The sequence below is a fragment of the Psychrobacillus sp. FSL K6-2365 genome (assembly GCF_038003165.1).
GTDB classification, from domain to species: domain Bacteria; phylum Bacillota; class Bacilli; order Bacillales_A; family Planococcaceae; genus Psychrobacillus; species Psychrobacillus psychrodurans.
In genome coordinates, this window is the sequence record NZ_JBBOOO010000001.1 from 2,367,426 (window position 1) to 2,386,752 (window position 19,327).

General features: G+C 35.0%; 21 protein-coding genes and 2 pseudogenes. 6 read left to right on the forward strand and 17 right to left on the reverse strand.

The features are described 5' to 3' along the window. Positions 1 to 109: 109 nt before the first annotated feature. On the reverse strand, positions 110 to 664 hold the full coding sequence (locus MKY29_RS11550; protein WP_241600644.1) for a GNAT family N-acetyltransferase: 555 nt from the start codon (positions 662 to 664) through the stop codon (positions 110 to 112). A 170-nt stretch (positions 665 to 834) separates the two neighbouring features. Between MKY29_RS11550 and MKY29_RS11555 the strand changes: the two are divergent. Continuing rightward, a pseudogene (locus tag MKY29_RS11555) lies at positions 835 to 1,429 on the forward strand (arginase family protein); the annotation flags it as partial. Between the two features lie 425 nt (positions 1,430 to 1,854). Here the strand turns inward: MKY29_RS11555 and MKY29_RS11560 are convergent. Beyond that, positions 1,855 to 2,505, reverse strand: coding sequence for a nitroreductase family protein (locus tag MKY29_RS11560; protein ID WP_241600725.1), 651 nt, complete (start codon positions 2,503 to 2,505; stop codon positions 1,855 to 1,857). 117 nt (positions 2,506 to 2,622) lie between these two features. Between MKY29_RS11560 and MKY29_RS11565 the strand changes: the two genes are divergently transcribed. Then, on the forward strand, positions 2,623 to 2,988 hold the full coding sequence (locus MKY29_RS11565; protein WP_340879847.1) for a MerR family transcriptional regulator: 366 nt from the start codon (positions 2,623 to 2,625) through the stop codon (positions 2,986 to 2,988). A gap of 218 nt (positions 2,989 to 3,206) precedes the next feature. On the opposite strand, the gene MKY29_RS11570 is transcribed toward MKY29_RS11565, so the two are convergent. The 7 genes from MKY29_RS11570 to MKY29_RS11600 form a co-directional block, all read right to left on the reverse strand. Further along, positions 3,207 to 3,557 carry a VOC family protein gene (locus tag MKY29_RS11570; protein ID WP_093496699.1) on the reverse strand — a complete coding sequence of 117 codons (351 nt, stop codon included), beginning with the start codon at positions 3,555 to 3,557 and terminating at the stop codon, positions 3,207 to 3,209. 184 nt (positions 3,558 to 3,741) lie between these two features. Next, the gene (locus MKY29_RS11575; RefSeq protein WP_340879848.1) at positions 3,742 to 4,545 is read right to left on the reverse strand and encodes an alpha/beta fold hydrolase; all 804 of its coding nucleotides are present in this window, start codon (positions 4,543 to 4,545) and stop codon (positions 3,742 to 3,744) included. Positions 4,546 to 5,075: 530 nt separating this feature from the next. Further along, positions 5,076 to 5,846, reverse strand: a complete 771-nt coding sequence (locus MKY29_RS11580; RefSeq protein WP_340879849.1) for a Cof-type HAD-IIB family hydrolase — start codon at positions 5,844 to 5,846, stop codon at positions 5,076 to 5,078. Positions 5,847 to 6,144: 298 nt separating this feature from the next. Further along, positions 6,145 to 6,744, reverse strand: a complete 600-nt coding sequence (locus MKY29_RS11585; RefSeq protein ID WP_241600604.1) for a hypothetical protein — start codon at positions 6,742 to 6,744, stop codon at positions 6,145 to 6,147. Positions 6,745 to 7,132: 388 nt separating this feature from the next. After that, a complete protein-coding gene (locus tag MKY29_RS11590) occupies positions 7,133 to 7,402 on the reverse strand; it encodes a hypothetical protein (RefSeq protein WP_241600603.1) in 270 nt (89 codons plus the stop codon). A 101-nt stretch (positions 7,403 to 7,503) separates the two neighbouring features. Next, the gene (locus tag MKY29_RS11595; protein ID WP_340879850.1) at positions 7,504 to 8,088 is read right to left on the reverse strand and encodes a hypothetical protein; all 585 of its coding nucleotides are present in this window, start codon (positions 8,086 to 8,088) and stop codon (positions 7,504 to 7,506) included. Between the two features lie 443 nt (positions 8,089 to 8,531). Beyond that, positions 8,532 to 8,975 carry a reverse transcriptase domain-containing protein gene (locus tag MKY29_RS11600; RefSeq protein WP_241600601.1) on the reverse strand — a complete coding sequence of 148 codons (444 nt, stop codon included), beginning with the start codon at positions 8,973 to 8,975 and terminating at the stop codon, positions 8,532 to 8,534. 543 nt (positions 8,976 to 9,518) lie between these two features. Between MKY29_RS11600 and MKY29_RS11605 the strand changes: the two genes are divergently transcribed. From MKY29_RS11605 to MKY29_RS11615, 3 genes are all read left to right on the forward strand, one after another. Continuing rightward, on the forward strand, positions 9,519 to 10,109 hold the full coding sequence (locus MKY29_RS11605) for a sigma-70 family RNA polymerase sigma factor (protein WP_241600600.1): 591 nt from the start codon (positions 9,519 to 9,521) through the stop codon (positions 10,107 to 10,109). Continuing rightward, complete coding sequence (locus MKY29_RS11610) at positions 10,102 to 10,809, forward strand: polyphosphate kinase (protein ID WP_340879851.1); 708 nt, start codon at positions 10,102 to 10,104, stop codon at positions 10,807 to 10,809. Before MKY29_RS11605 ends, MKY29_RS11610 begins: the two co-directional genes overlap by 8 nt. A gap of 123 nt (positions 10,810 to 10,932) precedes the next feature. After that, a complete protein-coding gene (locus MKY29_RS11615) occupies positions 10,933 to 11,061 on the forward strand; it encodes a hypothetical protein (RefSeq protein WP_269915879.1) in 129 nt (42 codons plus the stop codon). 333 nt (positions 11,062 to 11,394) lie between these two features. Here MKY29_RS11615 and MKY29_RS11620 read toward each other — a convergent pair whose 3' ends face one another. After that, on the reverse strand, positions 11,395 to 11,961 hold the full coding sequence (locus MKY29_RS11620) for a hypothetical protein (RefSeq protein ID WP_340879852.1): 567 nt from the start codon (positions 11,959 to 11,961) through the stop codon (positions 11,395 to 11,397). A gap of 344 nt (positions 11,962 to 12,305) precedes the next feature. On the opposite strand from MKY29_RS11620, the gene MKY29_RS11625 reads away from it, so the two are divergent. Next, entirely contained in the window at positions 12,306 to 13,529 is a 1,224-nt protein-coding gene (locus MKY29_RS11625) for an IS110 family transposase (protein ID WP_340765914.1), read from the forward strand. Positions 13,530 to 13,793: 264 nt separating this feature from the next. Here the strand turns inward: MKY29_RS11625 and MKY29_RS11630 are convergent, their stop codons facing one another. From MKY29_RS11630 to MKY29_RS11660, 7 genes and pseudogenes are all read right to left on the reverse strand, one after another. Next, positions 13,794 to 14,276 (reverse strand): hypothetical protein, encoded by a 483-nt coding sequence (locus MKY29_RS11630; protein WP_340879853.1) that lies wholly within the window; start codon positions 14,274 to 14,276, stop codon positions 13,794 to 13,796. Next, positions 14,273 to 14,479 carry a helix-turn-helix transcriptional regulator gene (locus MKY29_RS11635; RefSeq protein WP_093496836.1) on the reverse strand — a complete coding sequence of 69 codons (207 nt, stop codon included), beginning with the start codon at positions 14,477 to 14,479 and terminating at the stop codon, positions 14,273 to 14,275. Before MKY29_RS11635 ends, MKY29_RS11630 begins: the two co-directional genes overlap by 4 nt. Before the next feature lie 220 nt (positions 14,480 to 14,699). Beyond that, complete coding sequence (locus MKY29_RS11640; protein WP_269915870.1) at positions 14,700 to 14,831, reverse strand: hypothetical protein; 132 nt, start codon at positions 14,829 to 14,831, stop codon at positions 14,700 to 14,702. A gap of 84 nt (positions 14,832 to 14,915) precedes the next feature. Continuing rightward, the gene (locus tag MKY29_RS11645) at positions 14,916 to 15,581 is read right to left on the reverse strand and encodes an HAD family hydrolase (RefSeq protein WP_340879854.1); all 666 of its coding nucleotides are present in this window, start codon (positions 15,579 to 15,581) and stop codon (positions 14,916 to 14,918) included. Positions 15,582 to 16,177: 596 nt separating this feature from the next. Continuing rightward, entirely contained in the window at positions 16,178 to 17,212 is a 1,035-nt protein-coding gene (locus MKY29_RS11650) for a DUF4179 domain-containing protein (protein ID WP_340879855.1), read from the reverse strand. Beyond that, positions 17,209 to 17,503, reverse strand: a pseudogene (locus MKY29_RS11655) (sigma factor-like helix-turn-helix DNA-binding protein). Before MKY29_RS11655 ends, MKY29_RS11650 begins: the two are co-directional and overlap by 4 nt. A gap of 384 nt (positions 17,504 to 17,887) precedes the next feature. Next, positions 17,888 to 19,090 carry an IS110 family transposase gene (locus MKY29_RS11660; protein WP_340879856.1) on the reverse strand — a complete coding sequence of 401 codons (1,203 nt, stop codon included), beginning with the start codon at positions 19,088 to 19,090 and terminating at the stop codon, positions 17,888 to 17,890. Between the last annotated feature and the right edge of the window lie 237 nt (positions 19,091 to 19,327).

Sequence of the window (19,327 nt, forward strand, 5' to 3'; positions counted from 1 at the left end):
CATGGAAAAGGCAGCCCGCTAGCACCAAGTGGAGCAGTAAATTGTCTCAATTACTTCTTAATCCACTTCTAATATCAAGATGTCACAAATCGGTAAAATACTGAAAAATTTATTTTAATAAATCATCGACCTTGACTCTCCAAATCATATGATGAAAACCTTCGTCCCAATAATCCTTTAACAAATAATTAGGATTTCCAAATTTCTTTTTCCATATTTTTTGTGCACTAATATATCCACTATCCAAACAAAATTCTTCTATGCCCTTACTCTGCAAAGTCAAATACATTTTATTTAATAGTAAATTACCTACTCCCTTGCTTTGGAAATCTGGATGCACAAATACTGTGCCTACTTCATTTAGGTCTTTTAAAGCATTATCTGTACAATTACTTATGAGTTCGCTTGCTGGACCATATTCGATTGAACCAATTATTTTATCCCTATCTAAAGCAATCAAAAAATATCGTTTTTCACCATCACTTACAAAGTCACTTTCTAAATAGGTTTTCTTAGCTTCAATTTCATCTTCTATATCTTGCAACTTATCCCCTATTCCTTCTTTAATAAATGTATCAGTTATCACAGTTCTAATAAATTGATTAAACTCTTTCATGTCCTCAGTTCTGGGTCTTCTTATATCAACATTTTCATACTTTTTCATAACGCACCCCACTTTTATGTACAATTAATCATACCAAATTTAAAGTATTTCTTATCTAACTAAGCTGCCCCAATAATCCAATAAAAAGAGCTGGTCTGAGCATCTGCGATCTTTAACTCAAGATAGTAATAGGTAAGCGTTTGAAGTTATCTCAAGCTTTCCCCTACTCTGCACGGAACGATATAATTGAGGCTAACAAACCGGATCGCATTATCATGTTTGGTGGAGAATTAGGTTTAATTTGGGTCGATGCTCATAGTGATTTAGTAAAACATGATGGATATGATAACGCTCATTCATTACCTCTAGGGAATCTCTTAGGAGAAGGAGATAATGAGTTCACAAAAGAAGTAAAAATTCCTTTGAACCCCGACAATGTCTTTTTAGCAGGTATAGAAGAAACAACAGAAAAAGAAATTGAAATGATTCAAAGATTAGGAATAAGAACTGCTAGTACTAAAGAGTTAGAGTTAGAGACAGGTACGGAATCAATAAATAAATAGATAATAGAAAATGAAATTAAACACCTAGCCATTCACCTTGATTTAGATGTACTGGATCCAAAGGCATTTCGCTCTTTGTTATTTGCTAACCCGGATTTAAAAGAAGATTTAGGTTTCCCTACTGGAATTATGCAATTCCCTCAACTAATTAATTTAATTAAAGAACTGTCTGAAAAAACAGATGTAGTAGGGCTAAGTATAACAGAGCATTTGCCATGGCATAAAAAATATGCTTAAGGAATTACCAATTTTAATAAGTTAATTTCTTTTAGGGTAATTAGCAGTTAGTTACATGTTCTAGTTAATGCCATACTTAACCAGAGAGTTGCATTAATCTAGTAGTGTAGGTTAAGAACGATTAAATAAGTTCCAGTATTCTAAGTTGAGATTCTTATAATTTATCTTGGTACTAAATGGAGGAATAAAGTTCGACTAAAAAGTTTGATCAAAAATATTATAACGGTATTATATTTATTTTGATATGCTTAAAACGTTAAACTTTCTCCAAAACGAAAAAATCCCCCCTGTACCGGGAATTAGGAGGGGAACAGATACAAACAAAAATGGTCACCCAGTAAAAACTGGGTGATCTCATAATGCGATGGGGAAAGATAGTTGAATAAAACCGCAATGAAGTTGCCGGCACCAATCGGAAGCTTCATTGCGGCTTTTTTTAGCATTAGATGATTATGCCCAAGTAGTAATCGTTTCAACGGGCAGGCGGTAGGAAGGATAGCCTTCTTTGGCAGCTTTTCCGATTGAAATCAACATAACTGGTTGGAACCGGTCTTTATTAAGACCAAAAGCTTCAGCAATCCGTTCTTTATCATATCCTGCCATCGGATTAGTGTCATATCCATGGGCGCGTGCAACTAGCATGATTTGCATAGATACAAGACCCGAGTCAATCAGGTTTACGTCTCGTAGCTCGGATGTGGACATATTCGCATAATAGGGTTTCGCTTGTTGCAACTGCATGTCCATAATGTCCTGTGACATGTACCCATGTTCCACTGCTTTACCAAAAATCTCGTCAATATAATCAATGTTGTTAGCATCGTAAAATACCGCAATGACAGCCGAGGATGTCATTGTTTGCGTCTGGTTGAAGGAAGCCAGCGGCGCAAGTTTTTCTTTGCCTTCAGCACTGTCTATGACCAAGAAACGCCATGGCTGCATGTTAATGGCAGAAGGGGCGCGGGAAGCTTCCGCTAATATTTCGGTCATTTCTTCCCGGCTAATTTTCACTTCTGGTTCGTAGACTTTAACCGAACGGCGCTCCAGGACGATTTCATTAAAATTGTTGGTTTTGTGGAATTCTCCGACGATAGTGTTCATGTAATGTTCTCTCCTTCATCTATATTAGTTGTGAGCTTCTGTTCGTTTGATCTCACTCAGAATAGTGTAAACTATGAAGTATACTTTATAGCAATAGTAAACATTGAGGTGATTAATATGAAGATAAGTGAAGTCGCAAAAATGGTTGACCTTCCTATATCAACTATCCGTTATTATGAGAAAATAGGCATTATTACTGACGATTTCATACGGAGAGAATTGAATAATTACAGAGATTATGCTTTAGAGGTTACTCAACATTTAGAAGTTGTAAAAAAATGTTTAGCTGTTGGTTTTTCAATTAATGACATTAAAGCTATGATCTTGAAAAATGGAATGTCAAATGATGAACAAACACGCATTATTAAAGAAAAAATATTAGAAATAGAAGCCGCTCAAAAAAAATTAGATACTTCCAAAAAGAACTTATACGACATTCTTGAATTGAATATTACATGCGAGGATGGGTTTGGAAAATATTAAGTCTTGGTTTGGAATAAAGATTGTTCAAAAGATAGTTTTCTTTTTCTTTTAGGGAATACCTAGACACCTCACAAACCACATTTTAAGAATTAATAAGAACCCATTTTGATATCAAAATGGGTTCTTATCCAGCAGATTTTAGTTTGGTATATATAAAAAAGATTGATTATTTCGGAAAGCGAATATTTAACTAAAGCACACCGTTAGTTGAACACGGTTCAACACTCGCAGACCATCAATTGGTTCCCATAAGGATCTTTAAAATTAAACCAATGGTTATGCTTAATTTTTGTTGTTAATTCAACATTCTTACTTCTCATATGCTCATATGCTTGTTCTATATTATTAGTGTTTAAATGAAAAGGTGGAGTTTTGAAGATATTATCCTCTGAATAGATTTTGCTATCTAATACAATTCCTGGACCATTCATAGGCACTATATATAAATGACCATATAAAACCTCACCATCTACTGGTAACCCTAATATGTCACAATACCAATTGCGCGCTTCTTCAATATTACTTACAGGAATAAAAACTGTTCCGATTTTATTTAATATAGGATTCATAAACTACCTCCAAAAATCAACTTCGATTATACAAGATTTATTCGCTACAATTTATATATTCTCCTTCTTATTAAATTAAACTGCGGCCGCTTTAGTTTAAGGTGAAAAAAGAGTTGCCGAAGCGACCCTATGAACATTACTACAGCACGACGTTAGTGCAACATAAACCCAAATTTATGAACAGTTATACCAGTTGAAAGTTTTCCGACTCAAGCCTGTTTAACCAGTTATGAACTAATGCGTTAAATACATCGATTTGTTCGATTTGTAGGTTGTGACCAGCCATATCAAGTACTGCAAAAGTTGCCCTTGGGTAATCTTCAATTAGTCGCCACGCATCGTGGTATCCGACTAGATTGTCTTGACGCCCTGTGATAATTAGCGTGGGATACTCAAGTTTAGAAGAAATATCGAAGGTAAAGCCATATCCGTTTTGACGAATGTTGTTTAAGAATTCATAATTTGTTTGTTTAGAAGGAAGTAAAATTTCATTTCGAAACCTCTCCCATTCAGTTTGACCTTGCACTACTCCCATGGAGCAAAATTCATCAGCATCCTCTGGTGATAAATGTGATATCAAGTTGCTGTCTCTTTTTAGAACGGTCTGCTGTGGTACTATCCTTTCATCGAATTCAGGTATAGTCAATGGTGCCATCAACAGTAATCCACGAACTGTGTCCTGCCGTGAACGGACTATACCTCTGGCAATGTACCCTCCATATGAATTACCACAAATAATAAACGGTTGACCAGGGATAATCTCGTCTAAAAGACGTAATATCGTTTCTAAAATATCATCAGAGTTCTGGATAGATGGTTGTGACTCGGAATTCCCCATCCCTGGTAAGTCTATGTATATTCTCTTCCAACCGCTTCGTTTCTCGAATAACGGTTCCATTGCATGTAACATCACTTGATGGTCAAGTGTCCAACCATGCAACATAACGATGGGATATCCTTCTCCAATTACTTTATGGTAAATTGACATGTATTTGTTTCCCCTTTCCCTGTAAACCAGATGTATGAACATTTAATCCTCCCATACATATATTACAATTTTAACAAACTTCCATGTTCAACTAAACTACTGCGTTGGTTTAAGTTAATGTTTCACAAACTTTCATAACGAATAGTTTCTGATTACCCTTTTATAGGTCTTTCAAAAATCAATTTCATAGTATTTTGCTCTATTAGTATAATAAGTTCAACAAAAAGATCGTTAATCCCTTCATTCCAGAATCAACAACCCTACTTATTTTATCCATTCTCTCCAAACTCTTTTTTAATTTCTACTCGTTAAAAACAACTTTTTCTTCATTTATTTCTTGTTCTTTGCCATAACCTCATGTGAAAATTAAAACAGTCAAACCCCTTGTCATATAAGGGGTTTGACTGTTTTAAGGTTAAGTTGCGTTAAAAGGTTACTTGAGAAGCACTTTGAATTGTTGGTAAAATTAATTCTCGTAATTAAAAACTTCAAAATTAATTTCTTTGATTTTTTATAGGGTTACTCTTTTTTTATATTAAAGATATGCTTTTAAGAGCATTGTAAATTCCGTGTTCGTTGCAACTATCTGTGATTAAATCGGCTTTCTCCTTAACTTCTGTTTCAGCATTTCCCATCGCAACACCAAATCCTGCAATTTCCATTATTTCAATATCGTTCATTCCATCTCCGAAAAATATGATATCTTCGCGCTTAAATCCATTTTGTTTGGCGATTTTCAAAATTGTTTTTGCTTTTGACCCTTCTCTAGGGATGACATCTACACCAAATTTGTGCCAACTCACATATCTAAATTCATTGATAGCGTATTTTTGAAGGTCTTCTTGCTTGCAGAAAAGCATGGCTTGTATAATCTGGCTTTGTTGCCAATACATTTCATCAAAGTCAGGGATGGTCCACCCTAGACTTTCGTAAGCATTAGTTAATGACTCTCCAGGTTCTTCGAAATGTCTTTTTAATCCGTTCGTTGATTGGAACACAATTTGGCCATTGTATTCCGTTGCAATTTCAATTAGTTTCATAATAGATTCTCTTGATAATGTGACCTCATAAGCTAATTCATGTCGGACATACCCGACTGAACCATTACATAAAACATATGTATCAATTTCAAGCTCGTCAACGATTGATTTTGCTGAAGCATAGTCCCTTCCTGTCGCGATGCCGATGTCATGTCCTTTTTCTTTAAGAGACACCAAAGCTTGTTTTGTACTGTCGAGAACCTTCATTTCTGTCGTTAACAATGTTCCATCAATGTCAAAGACAACAAATTTATTGTTCATTTTCTTTCACCACATTCTGCTATTATTTTTATTCAATATCTTTGATAATACACTCTTTACAACAGATATGATTGAACATCGATATTGTCAGTAAAATGCAGATTTTCACAGTTAAACTCAAGTCCTACGAGACAAGACATAAAAAGCCTATCACAAAGCTAAATAGATTATGTACCAATTAGCTTACTCTATTGAGATTGTGAAAGGTTCATCTTAGACTAATAGCGCTACCATTATATTTTAAAAAATTGCATAAACAGCTTTTTTCCAAAAAAATAAACCTTACAAACCTGATACCTCATGAAGTAGTCAAAGATATTTTTCCACCTCTTTTTTTGGATATATCTTTGAGCATCTCCATTACCTTTTCATTTCCAAATAAATTAGTTAGTTTATCATTTTCAATTTGCTTATTCATACTTGGTGGACTTTCATTAAAATCAATTTCTACTGTAGTCACATCTTTAGATTTATCTTTCTCTGTTGCTTTATTATCCTCGTATTCTTCTAAATAGTCTATTAGTGTCATGGATGGCTCTTCCAGTCTTTCTTGTCTTCTTTCTTTTTCTGCTTCACTCAATGGTGATTCAAACCTTTGCCCATTAACTACTATCCATCTTTTTTCCCCATCAACTCCAATTTCACTCCATTGACATTCAGAATTATTTGTAGTGTAGTTTGCTATTTGTTGAAATGTAGAATTGTCTACATAAAGTGTTGTATGGGCAGCAGTACCTTTATCAAGTGATCCCGTCATTGCAATTGCTGTATTAGATATTTCCACCATTTCTTTTTTGCTATTTGGGATTGAGTTTCTTGTATTTGTATCCTTATTTAAACTACTCGTTGAAGTTAATTCATAACTATTCAAAGCACCTTTAATTTTCCGTATGTCCATTTTCTCCTCCAAGATATTATATTTTCTATTTCTCAGTAAATATATCGGAGTTAGATAATAGTTTTTAATACAGTCTTTACATAACCTCCCTTCTCCCAACGAAAGTCTATCCTATAGTATGCATTATTACTTTTGGAATCCCTACTAGATGGAGTAGAGCCCGAAAAATGCGATTTAACAACGCCGAGAATTTTCAACCCATAAAATAGCTGATTTCCTATTTTACCTTGACTATTTTACAATCCTTGTATCCATCGTAAGGTCAAATGTATTTCGCCATATCGCTTATAGCAACCGTTTCTTGTGATTAGTTCAATAAGAAAAAGGCTTTACTCCTTCTTGAAGTAAAGCACACCGTTAGTGGAATAAGAAAACAATATTTATACTTCTAATCATTGATATTAAGTATCTTGTAATAAGTAACAATAATAGTGGCAAGACCAATCCCAAAAAGTATACTTCCAATAGCTAATATTTTACTTATAGAACCTTCAATTACAATTAGATATGTTGAAGTGTCTGCCCCACCACCTCGATTTAATATCCAATTTTCAGCAAGTGATAACCCAAAATTAACACTGAAAAATAGCAAGATAAAACCAATTACAGTAATTAATAAACCTAAAGAAATTAAACCTTTTAATTTATCCTTTGTCATTTCTCCCTCCAATATCTACTTTTACTAACCTGTTGCTTTAATTTCAATAAGAAAAAGCACCCCTTATAGGCAGGCACTTTTTTAACTAAGCACCCGTTTAATCACTCTCTATCGGAAGTAAAATCTATTTCATATTGTCCAGAAAAATCTTCATACCCTCTTGCCCTAAATAAAAGTTTCCCCTTATTATCAGTTCCGGTTATTTCTAAAATAAGTACTACTTTACTTGGTTTATTAGAGTGTAAATAAACTAGACTTTCAAATTCTGTCTCAGTTTTGTTAATTGGATATTGTAAATATAAACTTCTATCATTACCTGTGTCTTTTATTTTATGATTATAGAAACTAGAGGTTTCTTCAGGTCCTAATTGAGTGATAGTACCTAAATCCTGATATACATGATCACCATCGAACGCAAAATAGAAATTTAATCCCGTTATTACTTCTTTACTTGAATTATAAACTTCAATTGTCACACCATTATCATATTTTAAGAACTCTCCTTGATGAGTCCATCTCAATAAGTTGGAAAATACGAAAAATAACAGAAAAAAAGAAACAATGCCGATTATTATGTATTTCAGTATTTTTTTCACTTTTTTCTTTCCCTTTCTATAAATAAACTGCTTCTTTATTTTAATACGTTTGTAACAAATAGAGGTTCCAATTTTAAATAATTTCCCCATTTTTAATCAACATAAATTCATTTTTCTTATTAAACTAGTCGAGTAGAAGAGAACCTCTCTACCTTTCGGTAGATTGTGTTCCTCCCCCCTCACAGAACCGTGCTTGCGCTATTTACGCATACGGCTCCTCCTAGTCATCATTCACAAAATATAGCTAATTTCTTTTCTTAAATCGTATATATTCACCTTAATTAGTGGTGAAGGTAACAGGCATTTATGAAGAAAGAGATTGAATTTATCCCAAGTAAAGGAATTTCTTTGACTTCTTCTGTTAAGCTATCTAAACAGTAAATATTGGATTTTGCCTTTAAAGCGTTGAACACTTTGAGTGTTATCCGTGATGCAATAGTATTTGTAATAACCTATAAGAGAGAGTTTAAATCTATCCATAATCATATGAATATCATTATTTCGGTTATTCTTTATCCATTCCTTCAATTCCATTAGTTTACCTTGCAGCTTTTTCCTCTTGATTTCCGTTTCAAACGAAAGTTTCCAGATTTACTCTTTCCACAATAGTGTGTAAAACCTAGAAAATCAAAGGTGTCAGGTTTTCCATTTCCCTTTAGTTTTGCATCTTTCTCCGCAAATCTCCCGAAGGGAATAATTTTGATCTTATCCTCCGCTACTTTTAAATTAAACTTCTGTAATCTCAACTTCAATGATTGAAAGAATTCCTGAGCTTCGCTCTTATATTGGAAGCAACAAACAAAATCGTCTGCGTATCTAACTATGTATGCTTGCCCTTTACACTGTTTTCTGACCTTCTTCTCATACCATAGGTCTAGGTCATAGTGGAGGTACAGATTGGCTAGGATCGGAGATATGACTCCACCTTGCAGTGCCTTTATCTGTCTTGTATTTCTTTCCTTCTTCCATGTATCCACCTTTAAGAAACCTACCTATTATTGTTAGTAGGTTAGGGTCTTCAATTCGCAAATTTAAGAACTCCATCATCCATATGTGGTCAACGTTGTCAAAGAATCCTTTGATATCTACATCTACTATATAATTTACTGTTTTCTTTTGGCATTCAGTATTTTGGTAATGCCTTTCTGTACAATCTTATCTTCGTGTTCCGGTATCCTCAATGGTCTTTTCTTGTTGAAGTTTAACTTAGGAATATACATTCTCCTTACGGGTTTCAAGGGAAGTAAGTAGAAACAGTGGATTGGCATGGTTCGCAACCATATCCCCCTTCAATATACTTTAACGGATACTTGTACGGGAGTATGTATAGCCCCCTCTTCACAAATTGAAGAAAAATAAATTATTTAACTTTTAATTAGGGGGTACTTTTGTATTAACATTACAAAAGTACTCCCTTTTTAATATATAAAATACATTACTAATTTTAATTTTTATAATAATGCAATATATTCATCATAGCTTACGTCTAATATATAAAGGGATGAGAGGAGGCGATTTTAATGGAAAGTAACGGAATAATACCAATGCACTTTAAGATGGATGGAATAGATGGATTAGATGTACTAAAAGCTAATCCAATTAAAGCTGTAGAAATTATCATGAATACATATGGTAACGAAGTAAAAAGATTTGTTTATACCTACCTACATAATGAAGCGGATACAGATGATATAACGCAAGAAGTTTTTGTGACTGTATATTTGAGACTTAGTACATTTAAAGGTAAATCATCACTTAAAAGTTGGATTTATTCAATTGCTGCAAACAAGTGTAGAGATCATTTGAGAGGTCATCGTTTACGTCAAAGTAAATTAATCGAGAGAATTACTTGGCAACCAATATCCCCTCAGTTAAATGAAGTACCAGAAGAGTACCAACAAAGCACCATAAAGGAAGGGCTTTTTGAGAAGATAATGGAATTACCTATTAAATATAGAGAAGTCGTTATTCTTTATTACTTCAAAGAATTATCTATCAAAGAGATCAGCTTCATATTAAACGTGAAGGAACCGACATTGCAATCACGTTTGTCGCGAGCAAGAAGTAAATTAAGAGATTTAATAAATGAAGGGGGTATTATTCTTGGATAAACATTTAAAAGAATTTAATTTTGAAGAAAACATAAACTCAACCTTTACAGAAGAAAATAAACAGAATGTATTAGGAAAAATCAATGAAATCGAAAAAAAAAGCAATAAGAAACATAGCATTTTTGCGAACGGTCTTACGTTAGCATTTTCGGTTGGACTACTAATCTTCGGATTTAATTTTGTCTCTAATAATATAGAAGGTACAAAAGAAAATGAATTAATTTTGAATCAAAATCGAGAAGAACCAACGGAAATTATAGCAACTGAAGATAACGAGAAGGAAAAAGAAGAATTAGAAGTTGGTGCATACTTTGATTATTTCTGGTCGCCTGAGAGTCTTGATACGCATGATGATTATGATTATTCCGACTCAAACTACAATCTCTATGTCGCTCACCTAAGAGCTGCACTAATTACCGATAATGCAATATTTCTACCAGGTCGTATGGATTATTTTACCTATAGGAGATATCTAGATAGTATATTATTTTATTTAAATGAAATTGTGCCTGGCAAAGAAAAAATAGAGGAATTTCAAATGGCTGTTCAATTAGCTGAGCAAGCTATTGACAATGAGGTAGAAAAAGGTGATCCAATTTTAGATGACTTGCATATGATTCTACACGAGTTAGATGAATATTATAATGCAGAAGCATTTCAAGATCACATAACAACTGAGAATGGCATCATAGTAAAATAAATTCTTATGATGACATCTCCATAGATATTTTGACATGGAGTAAACCTAGATTTAAATAGGTACTAACATTAAATCTATAGATTTTAGGTTTTTACTACATTTGTGAGAAAGGTGTAATGAATTATGTGTGGGGGTTTCACGTTATTTGCAGACTTTGAACAGATATTAGAACGCTTTGATGTGGATGTTGCCTTTGATGAAGAAAACTACTTCCCTAACTTTTCATTTACAAGGTCTTTATCGATAAAGTAGCTTATAAAAATGTTTGTTTTCATCGCAATTATATTTCTGTTGTATAAATAATTCGATTAAATCATTCAGCAATAAAGGCTTATATTTTTGGGATATCATTTCTCTACCTCTTTACCAAAAACATAATTAATATCTTTATGCACCATAAAATTTTCCATTATACCGAAATGAAAATACCATAATAGTCTCTCCCGAATTCTGTTTTTCTAAAGTAATATTCTTTATCCAATCAAAAAGTCCTTCTTCAACTAAACTGCTTCGTTAGTACAATAAGAAAAGGCTTTACCCCTTCTTGAAGTAAAGCACCCGTTACTTGAATAACAAGAGCATATTTCAATTGTTCCTGTCATTCATTTTATTCACTAAACCGTCTTCATCTCTATATTGGAATCGACCGATTTTCCCTTCTTCTTTTGTAGAGAAGATGACTTCACCCGATACATTTGCCGTTCTTTCTTCCTCACCATTTTTCTGATAACCAACCACTACTAAGAAGGTATATCTATTGGACATTTTCTCAGTTTGCTCAATCATGATATCCTTAAGGCTTAACTTGTGTTCTGAGAGGTGAGCAACAATTGGATATGTGGTCCCAGACGCAGCTAGGAAAGAGCTAATATAAGAATCTATAAAGTAAGGACCGTATACCTCTTCTACATACTTATCTAACTCTTTGTTCTCTTCTTTATTATTCACAACAGTCCTATATTCAGGATTCCATACTAGCTCCACAAACTTCTCATCAGGACCAGTAAATTGATGCTCAAGAACTTTTTTAATCACTTCTTTATTTGCGTCTTCTGTCTCTTCCTGAGAACAAGCAGCTAACATAAACCCTGACATGTACAACACTAAGCTAAATAAAGTAATGAATTTTGCTTTATTATTACTCTTTACCATTACAATACCCCCTTAACGGTATTACGTTCCGAATATATAATTGTTTCAAATTCAAAGGCTCTTTATTTCTTCAACTAAACTGTACCGTTAGCCATCCATGTAGCGCAAAATCAGCGCTACACCACAGAGAATGAAAATGTGAAAACCTGGGTATAGGATACTACGGCTGGGAGAGGAAGGTCGATGAACTATGGTGCCATAGAGCCCATCCGTTAGTCTGACTCCAACGACCACGGTGCATCACAGACTGTCGCTCCCTTACGGGAAGCACTCATGGGAGATTAATCCTACTCTGGTTATTGCACCAGCCTCCAATACTATTTGCCGTAGAAAGGATGATTACAATGGAAGTAATCATTGAACGTGCTTGTGGAATGGATGTCCATAAGGATTCCATTACTGCTTGTATTATTACCCCAAAAGGAAAGGAGATTCAAACGTTTTCCACTAAAACTGTATTTCTATTACAGTTAATTGACTGGATTAAGGAGCATGATTGTACTCACGTAGCAATGGAAAGTACAGGTGTATTTTGGAAGCCTATTGTTAACTTGCTAGAAGCCGAGAGCATTGAGTTTTTAGTAGTGAACGCTCAACATATGAAAGCAGTACCAGGTCGTAAGACCGATGTAAAAGATGCAGAATGGATTGCCAAACTTCTTCGTCACGGTCTACTTAAAGCAAGTTTTATTCCAGACCGAAATCAGCGGGAATTAAGAGAGTTAGTTCGATACCGTCGAAGTATTATTGAAGAGCGTGCGAGACAACATAATCGGATTCAAAAGGTTTTAGAAGGAGCGAATATCAAACTCGGTTCCGTTGTCTCCGACATCATGGGTGTTTCGTCTCTTGATATGCTCCGTGCTATCGCCGATGGCGAAAATGATCCTGAGAAATTAGCTAGCTTTGCCCGCCGATCAATGAAGAAGAAAAAGAGTGAACTGGAGCTAGCTCTTCGAGGGTATATCAATCCACATCAACGTCTCATGTTAAAAACCATTCTGGTCCATATAGAATTTCTAACTGAGCAGATTGAGCTATTAAACGAAGAGGTTGCTACTAGGTTATCCTCCCATCAAGAAGATATAGAACGATTGGATTCCATTCCTGGCATCGCCACTCGAATGGCCGAACAAATCTTAGCCGAAGTCGGTACAGATGTGGAGAAGCAATTTCCCAGTTCGGCGCACTTATGTTCCTGGGCAGGATTAGTACCTGGACATAATGAAAGTGCGGGCAAGAGGAAATCAACCAACATGAAAAAAGGAAACAAGTACTTGAAATCGGCATTAATTGAAGCAGCTCATTCTGTTAGAGGATCCAAAACCTACTTGGGAGCCCTGTATAGGCGTACTGCATCAAGAAAGGGTAAAAAGCGTGCAGGGATATCAGTCGCTCATGCCATTTTAAGAATCAGCTATTATCTCCTAACACGCAAAGAAATGTACGTAGACTTAGGGGAAGATTACTTTGACAAACAAAAAGAACAATCGATTGTACGATATTCTGTTCGAAGACTTGAAAACTTAGGTTACAACGTTACAATCACTGAACCAAATGCCTCCTAGTCCAACCCATAATTTAATTCTCATTTAGGCGCTGCACTTTTTTTTAAAATTATTGAGCTGCGTCCGATTTCGTATTGCCTTTTTCTATAAATCGAAGATTTTAATTTTCATGGGAGTACAAGAACGATATTAGTTATTTTCTCATCTTTTTTGCTGACACGATTAAATGATAATTATCCATCATCCAAACATCTTGTTCTTTTATTAACGCGTATACTTGACTTTGAGATGTGCTGCCAAAGAAATCTCTCGGTGCATTTTTAGTTATTTATTATACTCAATGCACCATGCTATAGCGTAAGCAATGCTTGATGCCACTATTGTTGACGCAAATAAATAGATAGAAAATGCAGGATAAAGATAAATGTAATTTGTAGAAAGAACCATAATCAACATTGCTATCATCACAGCCAATGTAAACGTAACATGAGAAGCCCTAGTTGCTTTATTGGTGATGATCAGCTCCCGTTCATCCGCTTCTTGGAATTCTCCGAATTTCAACAGGATGTCGGCCCGCTTTCTTGGTTTCAATTTTACAGACAAAATGATTTGAAGCAGCATTAACAGGATACTGACGATGAATGGCCATAAATTAAATTTTACATCAACTAAAAGGATTTCACCATTCGCCAACCCTCGATTAAATTCATCCATCAACCAGATGTTTTCATAAGCAAATCCCACTGCATATGCGAACACGCCTATAATAATGATTTTGCTGATACTTTCAAATAGAACAGTCTTCACTTGCCATCCCCCTTGAAAAATATTTTTTCGATTGGCTCCTGAAACACTTCCGCTATATTCATCGCGAGTAACAGCGATGGCACATAGGTTCCTTTCTCCAACGAGACAATGGTCTGACGTGTTACGCCTACTTTTTCTGACAAGTCCTTTTGCGTAAGGTTGGATCTTGCCCTCAGTTCTTTTAATCGATTCTTTATCTCCATATTTTCCCTCCCCAGATTGCTATCTCAAATGTAAAAAACTCCGGACAAAAAGTCAAGTATTTCTTACTTTTAATAGTTGGGAAAATGAAAGGGAAAAACCGTTCTTACACATCTTTTTGCCCAAAAGTTTATTCAACATCTGAGTTTCACTAGCTTGCTTCCAAATATGAAACCTCAGGCATTTCACAGAATGGAGTTCTACTCCATTAAGCCCAAAATATTAAGCGGTTTTTTCTGTTTCTTCAGCAGGATAAACTTCTTGCTTTGTCTCCTTTAATTCTTCTGAAAATTGCTTTATATCTCGTTTCAATTCCGACAGCTCTCTTTTAGATTCAAATACTCCGTTATTCAACTAAACTGCTTCGTTAGTTCAATAAGAAAAATGCTTTACCCCTTCTTGAAGTAAAGCACCCGTTAGTGAAAGAATTTATATCACTTATTTGACTTGACTTCCAATCAAAATGTCTTTTAACTGGTCAACACTTTTGACAATATAAGTAGGGTTAGAATGACTTAGTTCTTCATATGAACCATATCCATAAGTTACTCCAATAGAGTCAATACCGTTATTATTTGCACCAATGATATCGTGCTTCTTGTCACCAATCATAATAAAGTCATCTAGCTTATGCCCATTGTACATATCGAGTATGTATTTAATAACCTCTGTTTTGGCTGTTCTGGTTCCATCAAGATTACTTCCAACAACAAGGTCGAAATATTGGTCAACATTAAAATGAATTAGTATTTGTTCAGAAAATACAGTAGGCTTTGAAGTTGCAACTACTAAAGTGAAATTTAGGTCTTTCAATGATTTCAATAGTAACGATATATTTGAATATAATTCATTTTCAAACATCCCCATCTCTTTAAATCTTTCCCTATAAAAATCAATGGCTTTTTGCGTATTTTCCTCATTGAAATTGTAGTATTCAGCAAAAGAATCTTGAAGTGGTGGACCAATAAAACATTCAAGTTTATCAATATCAGACTCAATAATATGCATTTTCTGCAATGCATATTGAACAGACTTTGTTATACCTACTTTAGGGTCTGAAAGCGTTCCGTCTAAATCAAATAATATTATTTTGTATTTGTCCATATTAAACTCCCCTTTGTATCATATTCCAACTTAACTTTATCATAAGAATCTTTAAAAAAATCAAGCACTTATTGAACTAACCTGCTGCTTTAGGTCAATAAGAAAAAGCTACCCTTACAGGCAGCCACTTTTTTACCTAAAGCACCCGTTAGCCATCCATGAAGCGCAAAATCAGCGCTTCACCACAGAGAATGAAAATGTGAAAATCGGGTATAGGATACTACGGCTGGCGAAGAAGGTCGATCAACTATGGTGCCATTGAGCCCATCCGTTAGTCTGACTCCGACGACCACGGTGCATCACAGACTGTCGCACTCTATACGAGTAGCACTCATGGGAGATTAATCCTACTCTGGTTATTGCACCAGCCACCCTTTATTCTTACAAGAATGGAGTTGATTCTTGATTTACCTTGCAACTTAATATAACCACTCTAAAGGCTCAGCCTTTTTTTAAAAAAGCTATTTCTGAGTCTCTTTTGTTATGCATTTTTGTTGATTTTGAGCATTTTTTAATTTTCATGGGAGTGGAAGATGCGATGCTTAAATAAAAGAACGTTAATCTGTTAAGGTTAACGTTCTACAGTTTGACTTAATTTATCGTGGAATTTTAACATTAAAGCTGTTGAATTTGTAGTTCTTATTCTCGTAAATTTTCATATCTGCTTTTTCCTTCGGAAGTTCAATAAACGGTGTTATGGTCAATTCATCTACCGTATCATTAATAGGCTCATAAACGATTTTTCCATCTCCGTCAGTCACGCCTCCTTCGAGTATTTTTAGTTCCTTACCTGATGAATCCACCACTCGGAATTGTAGAAACATCTCCAAATGACCTATTTCCCAACTTCTAGCCTCATAGCTGAGTAGCAGACCACTTGGACCAAGTATTACTTTGTTTACCGTGAATCTAAAGTCCCCTCTTTTTTCTGAATGACCAATATCGATTTCTTTATTATTCTGTTTCGTAACTGCAGTAGTAAAACTCCATTGTTCACCTGACTGCCCTTTAAAGGCTAATTCCAAATTTAGGTCTTCAGGTTGTGGCTTCTCCTTCCAAAATTGGTCGAACTGTAAGAACCCTACTCTTTCTGTTGGAGTTTCGATAATATCCTTTATTCCAATTCCACCTTGTACCATTTGCTTATCTATTGTGTATCCAGCTATCTCAATGTATCGCTCAGGGATTGGTTTTTCGGAAACAATCGAATAGCTAATATTAAACCTTGTCCCATCATAGAATATTTCCCCTAGACTAATGGTAATCCCATTGACCGTTTTTGATTGTTCTACAACTTCTGTTAGGTCCAGTTCAGATACATTTTTTTGTCCCGAATCACCTAGATAGCTAAAAATAGAGCTTATCCCGGGAATAGAAGACAAAACCGTAGCCATTGCTGGAGACACCATTGAAGAAGCTACTAATAATCCAAAAGCCAAAACTGCTGCCCCGATGCCATAACCCCACTTTTTTCGAGTTGATTGTTTACTCATGTTATGTGACTGTTTCTTGCCTATTGATTGCTTTAATTTTGTCTTTACTCTTGCCTTTTCGACTTCGCTTACTTCCATCTCTTTAAAATCTTCATCATCCAGTTTGAGATTAATTAAATGCTCAAAGATATCTTTCATGCAAAAGTCCCCCCTAAGTTATTATTAGTCCGTTGTTGTTTTAGTCTTCTTTTTCCGCGGTAAATGCGATTATCGACTGCAGCTTTCGTTAAACCAATATTTTTTGCAATTTCTTCACTTGTCATGTCTAAGAAAAACTTCATCATAAAAATATCTCGGTCAATCACTTCAAACCCACACATTATAGGTAATGCCCTTAACTAACGGTAAATATTTATCAACTGCATATTCTAGAGCATCTTCTTTTTGACGTTTAAGCCGCTTTATAAAATTATGGTCGGTAGATTTCATAAGATTTGTCTCCTTACTTTTTGTAAAATCCCTCACACTATATACAACGTAATAAATACAATTTTTTTCTCACATTTAATAAAATTTAATTTCTGTTTCTTAAACTACAACAAAAAGACCTGCCAAAGACAGGTCTTTTCGGTTTCAAAAACCTAAATTATATTGCAGTTCATTAGAAAATTCTTATTGAACTAAACTGCCGCTTTAGTTGAACAAGAAAAGAGAGCTGTATTATCAGCTCTGCATTTTACTAAACCAGCTAATAGGATGTCAATATCTTTCTTTAAAATTACTATTAATCTTATGTTATACTATTTTGTGCATGACAAATAGCCCTCCAAAAACCTTATGGAAGGTTTTTACTTAATCACTTGTAACCAGTAATTACGCTATATCCTGGAAAGATTCTTTTCTATTTAATAAAGCATAAACCCAATGAAGCAGTTTGTTTATGCAGGCTACTATTGCCACTTTGGAAGGCTTTCCTTCTGATTTCTTCTTGTCATAGAATTCTTTCAGCTTTTTGTTTCTTGAGCTTCTGATACCGCACAATACGGCAAGATACAAAGCATGGCGCAATCTACTCGAACCTCGTTTAGTAATCCGATTGGTTGTGGCGGTGAACTTTCCTGATGAGTGAACACTGGGATCCACTCCCGCAAAGGCAACCAGTTTTTTCGGATGACTAAACCGATCGATTTCACCAACTTCGGAGATAATCGTTGCAGCGATTTTTTCTCCGATCCCTGGAATTGATTGAACAATCTCGTAATCTTCTAATTCATTTGCCAAGGTCACTATACGAATTTCCAACTCGGAAAGATGTTCTTGGTACTGAAAAAGCATTTCAATATACATTTGAAGATTGATCAAATGACTGTGATACACGACTTTTTGAAATGGATTTCGAGATGCGGAATCCATTAATTTTTTGGCCTTATCCAATGCCCATAGACTAGACCGTCTTGGACAAAACTCCATCACACATTCCGCTAACTTACTTTCTCCAGCCGCTAGTATATCTTCTGAAGTAGGATATTTCTTTAACATCATTAAAGAAACCTTCGAATAAAGATCTCCAAAAACCTTGCGGTATTCAGGAAACACTTGATCTAAAATAGTGTGAAACTGCAGTTTCGCTTCTACATACATATTCGTCACAATCTCTTGTTGTCTGGAAAGATTTCTAAGGTTTAATAATTGGATTCCTCTGTTTTTATGAGGTTCAAAATCTTCTTTGTAATAAAGCACACACAACTGATACGCATCAATCGCGTCTGTTTTTACCTTTCTTAAACTAGATCTCTTCGCCTGATAAGAAATGATCGGGTTAAGCAAAATATATAAAACTTCATGGTCCTCCAAGTATTGAATAACAGGAGAATGATAATGACCTGTAGATTCTAAAATGACCATAGGCATTTGCCCAGTCATCCCTTCAATCTCCTTTAAAAAGCCTATAAAACGGTCTAACTCCTCTTTTGTATGCTTCATAGAATAACTCTTTCCAAACGGCTTCGATTTATCTAAAAACGCCTGAACTTGGCTCTCTCCTTTAGCCACATCCAGACCAACTACTGGGTTCATTTAGCTTCCTCCTCTGACTTCTCTCACCAGTACCCCTATTCCTCCATGTAGTATCATAGCTTCGCTTGTTATACGAGATCTATGTCCCAACCAGCCTCAAACATGTTTCTACAAGTAGGGGGTGGACAGTTTAGTTCACGGGATCATTGTCCCACGCACCCGTACGTCCTACCCTGGCTACTGATATATTAAATCCTATAAAAATAAGGTCAACCAGTAAAAACTGGTTAACCTTAT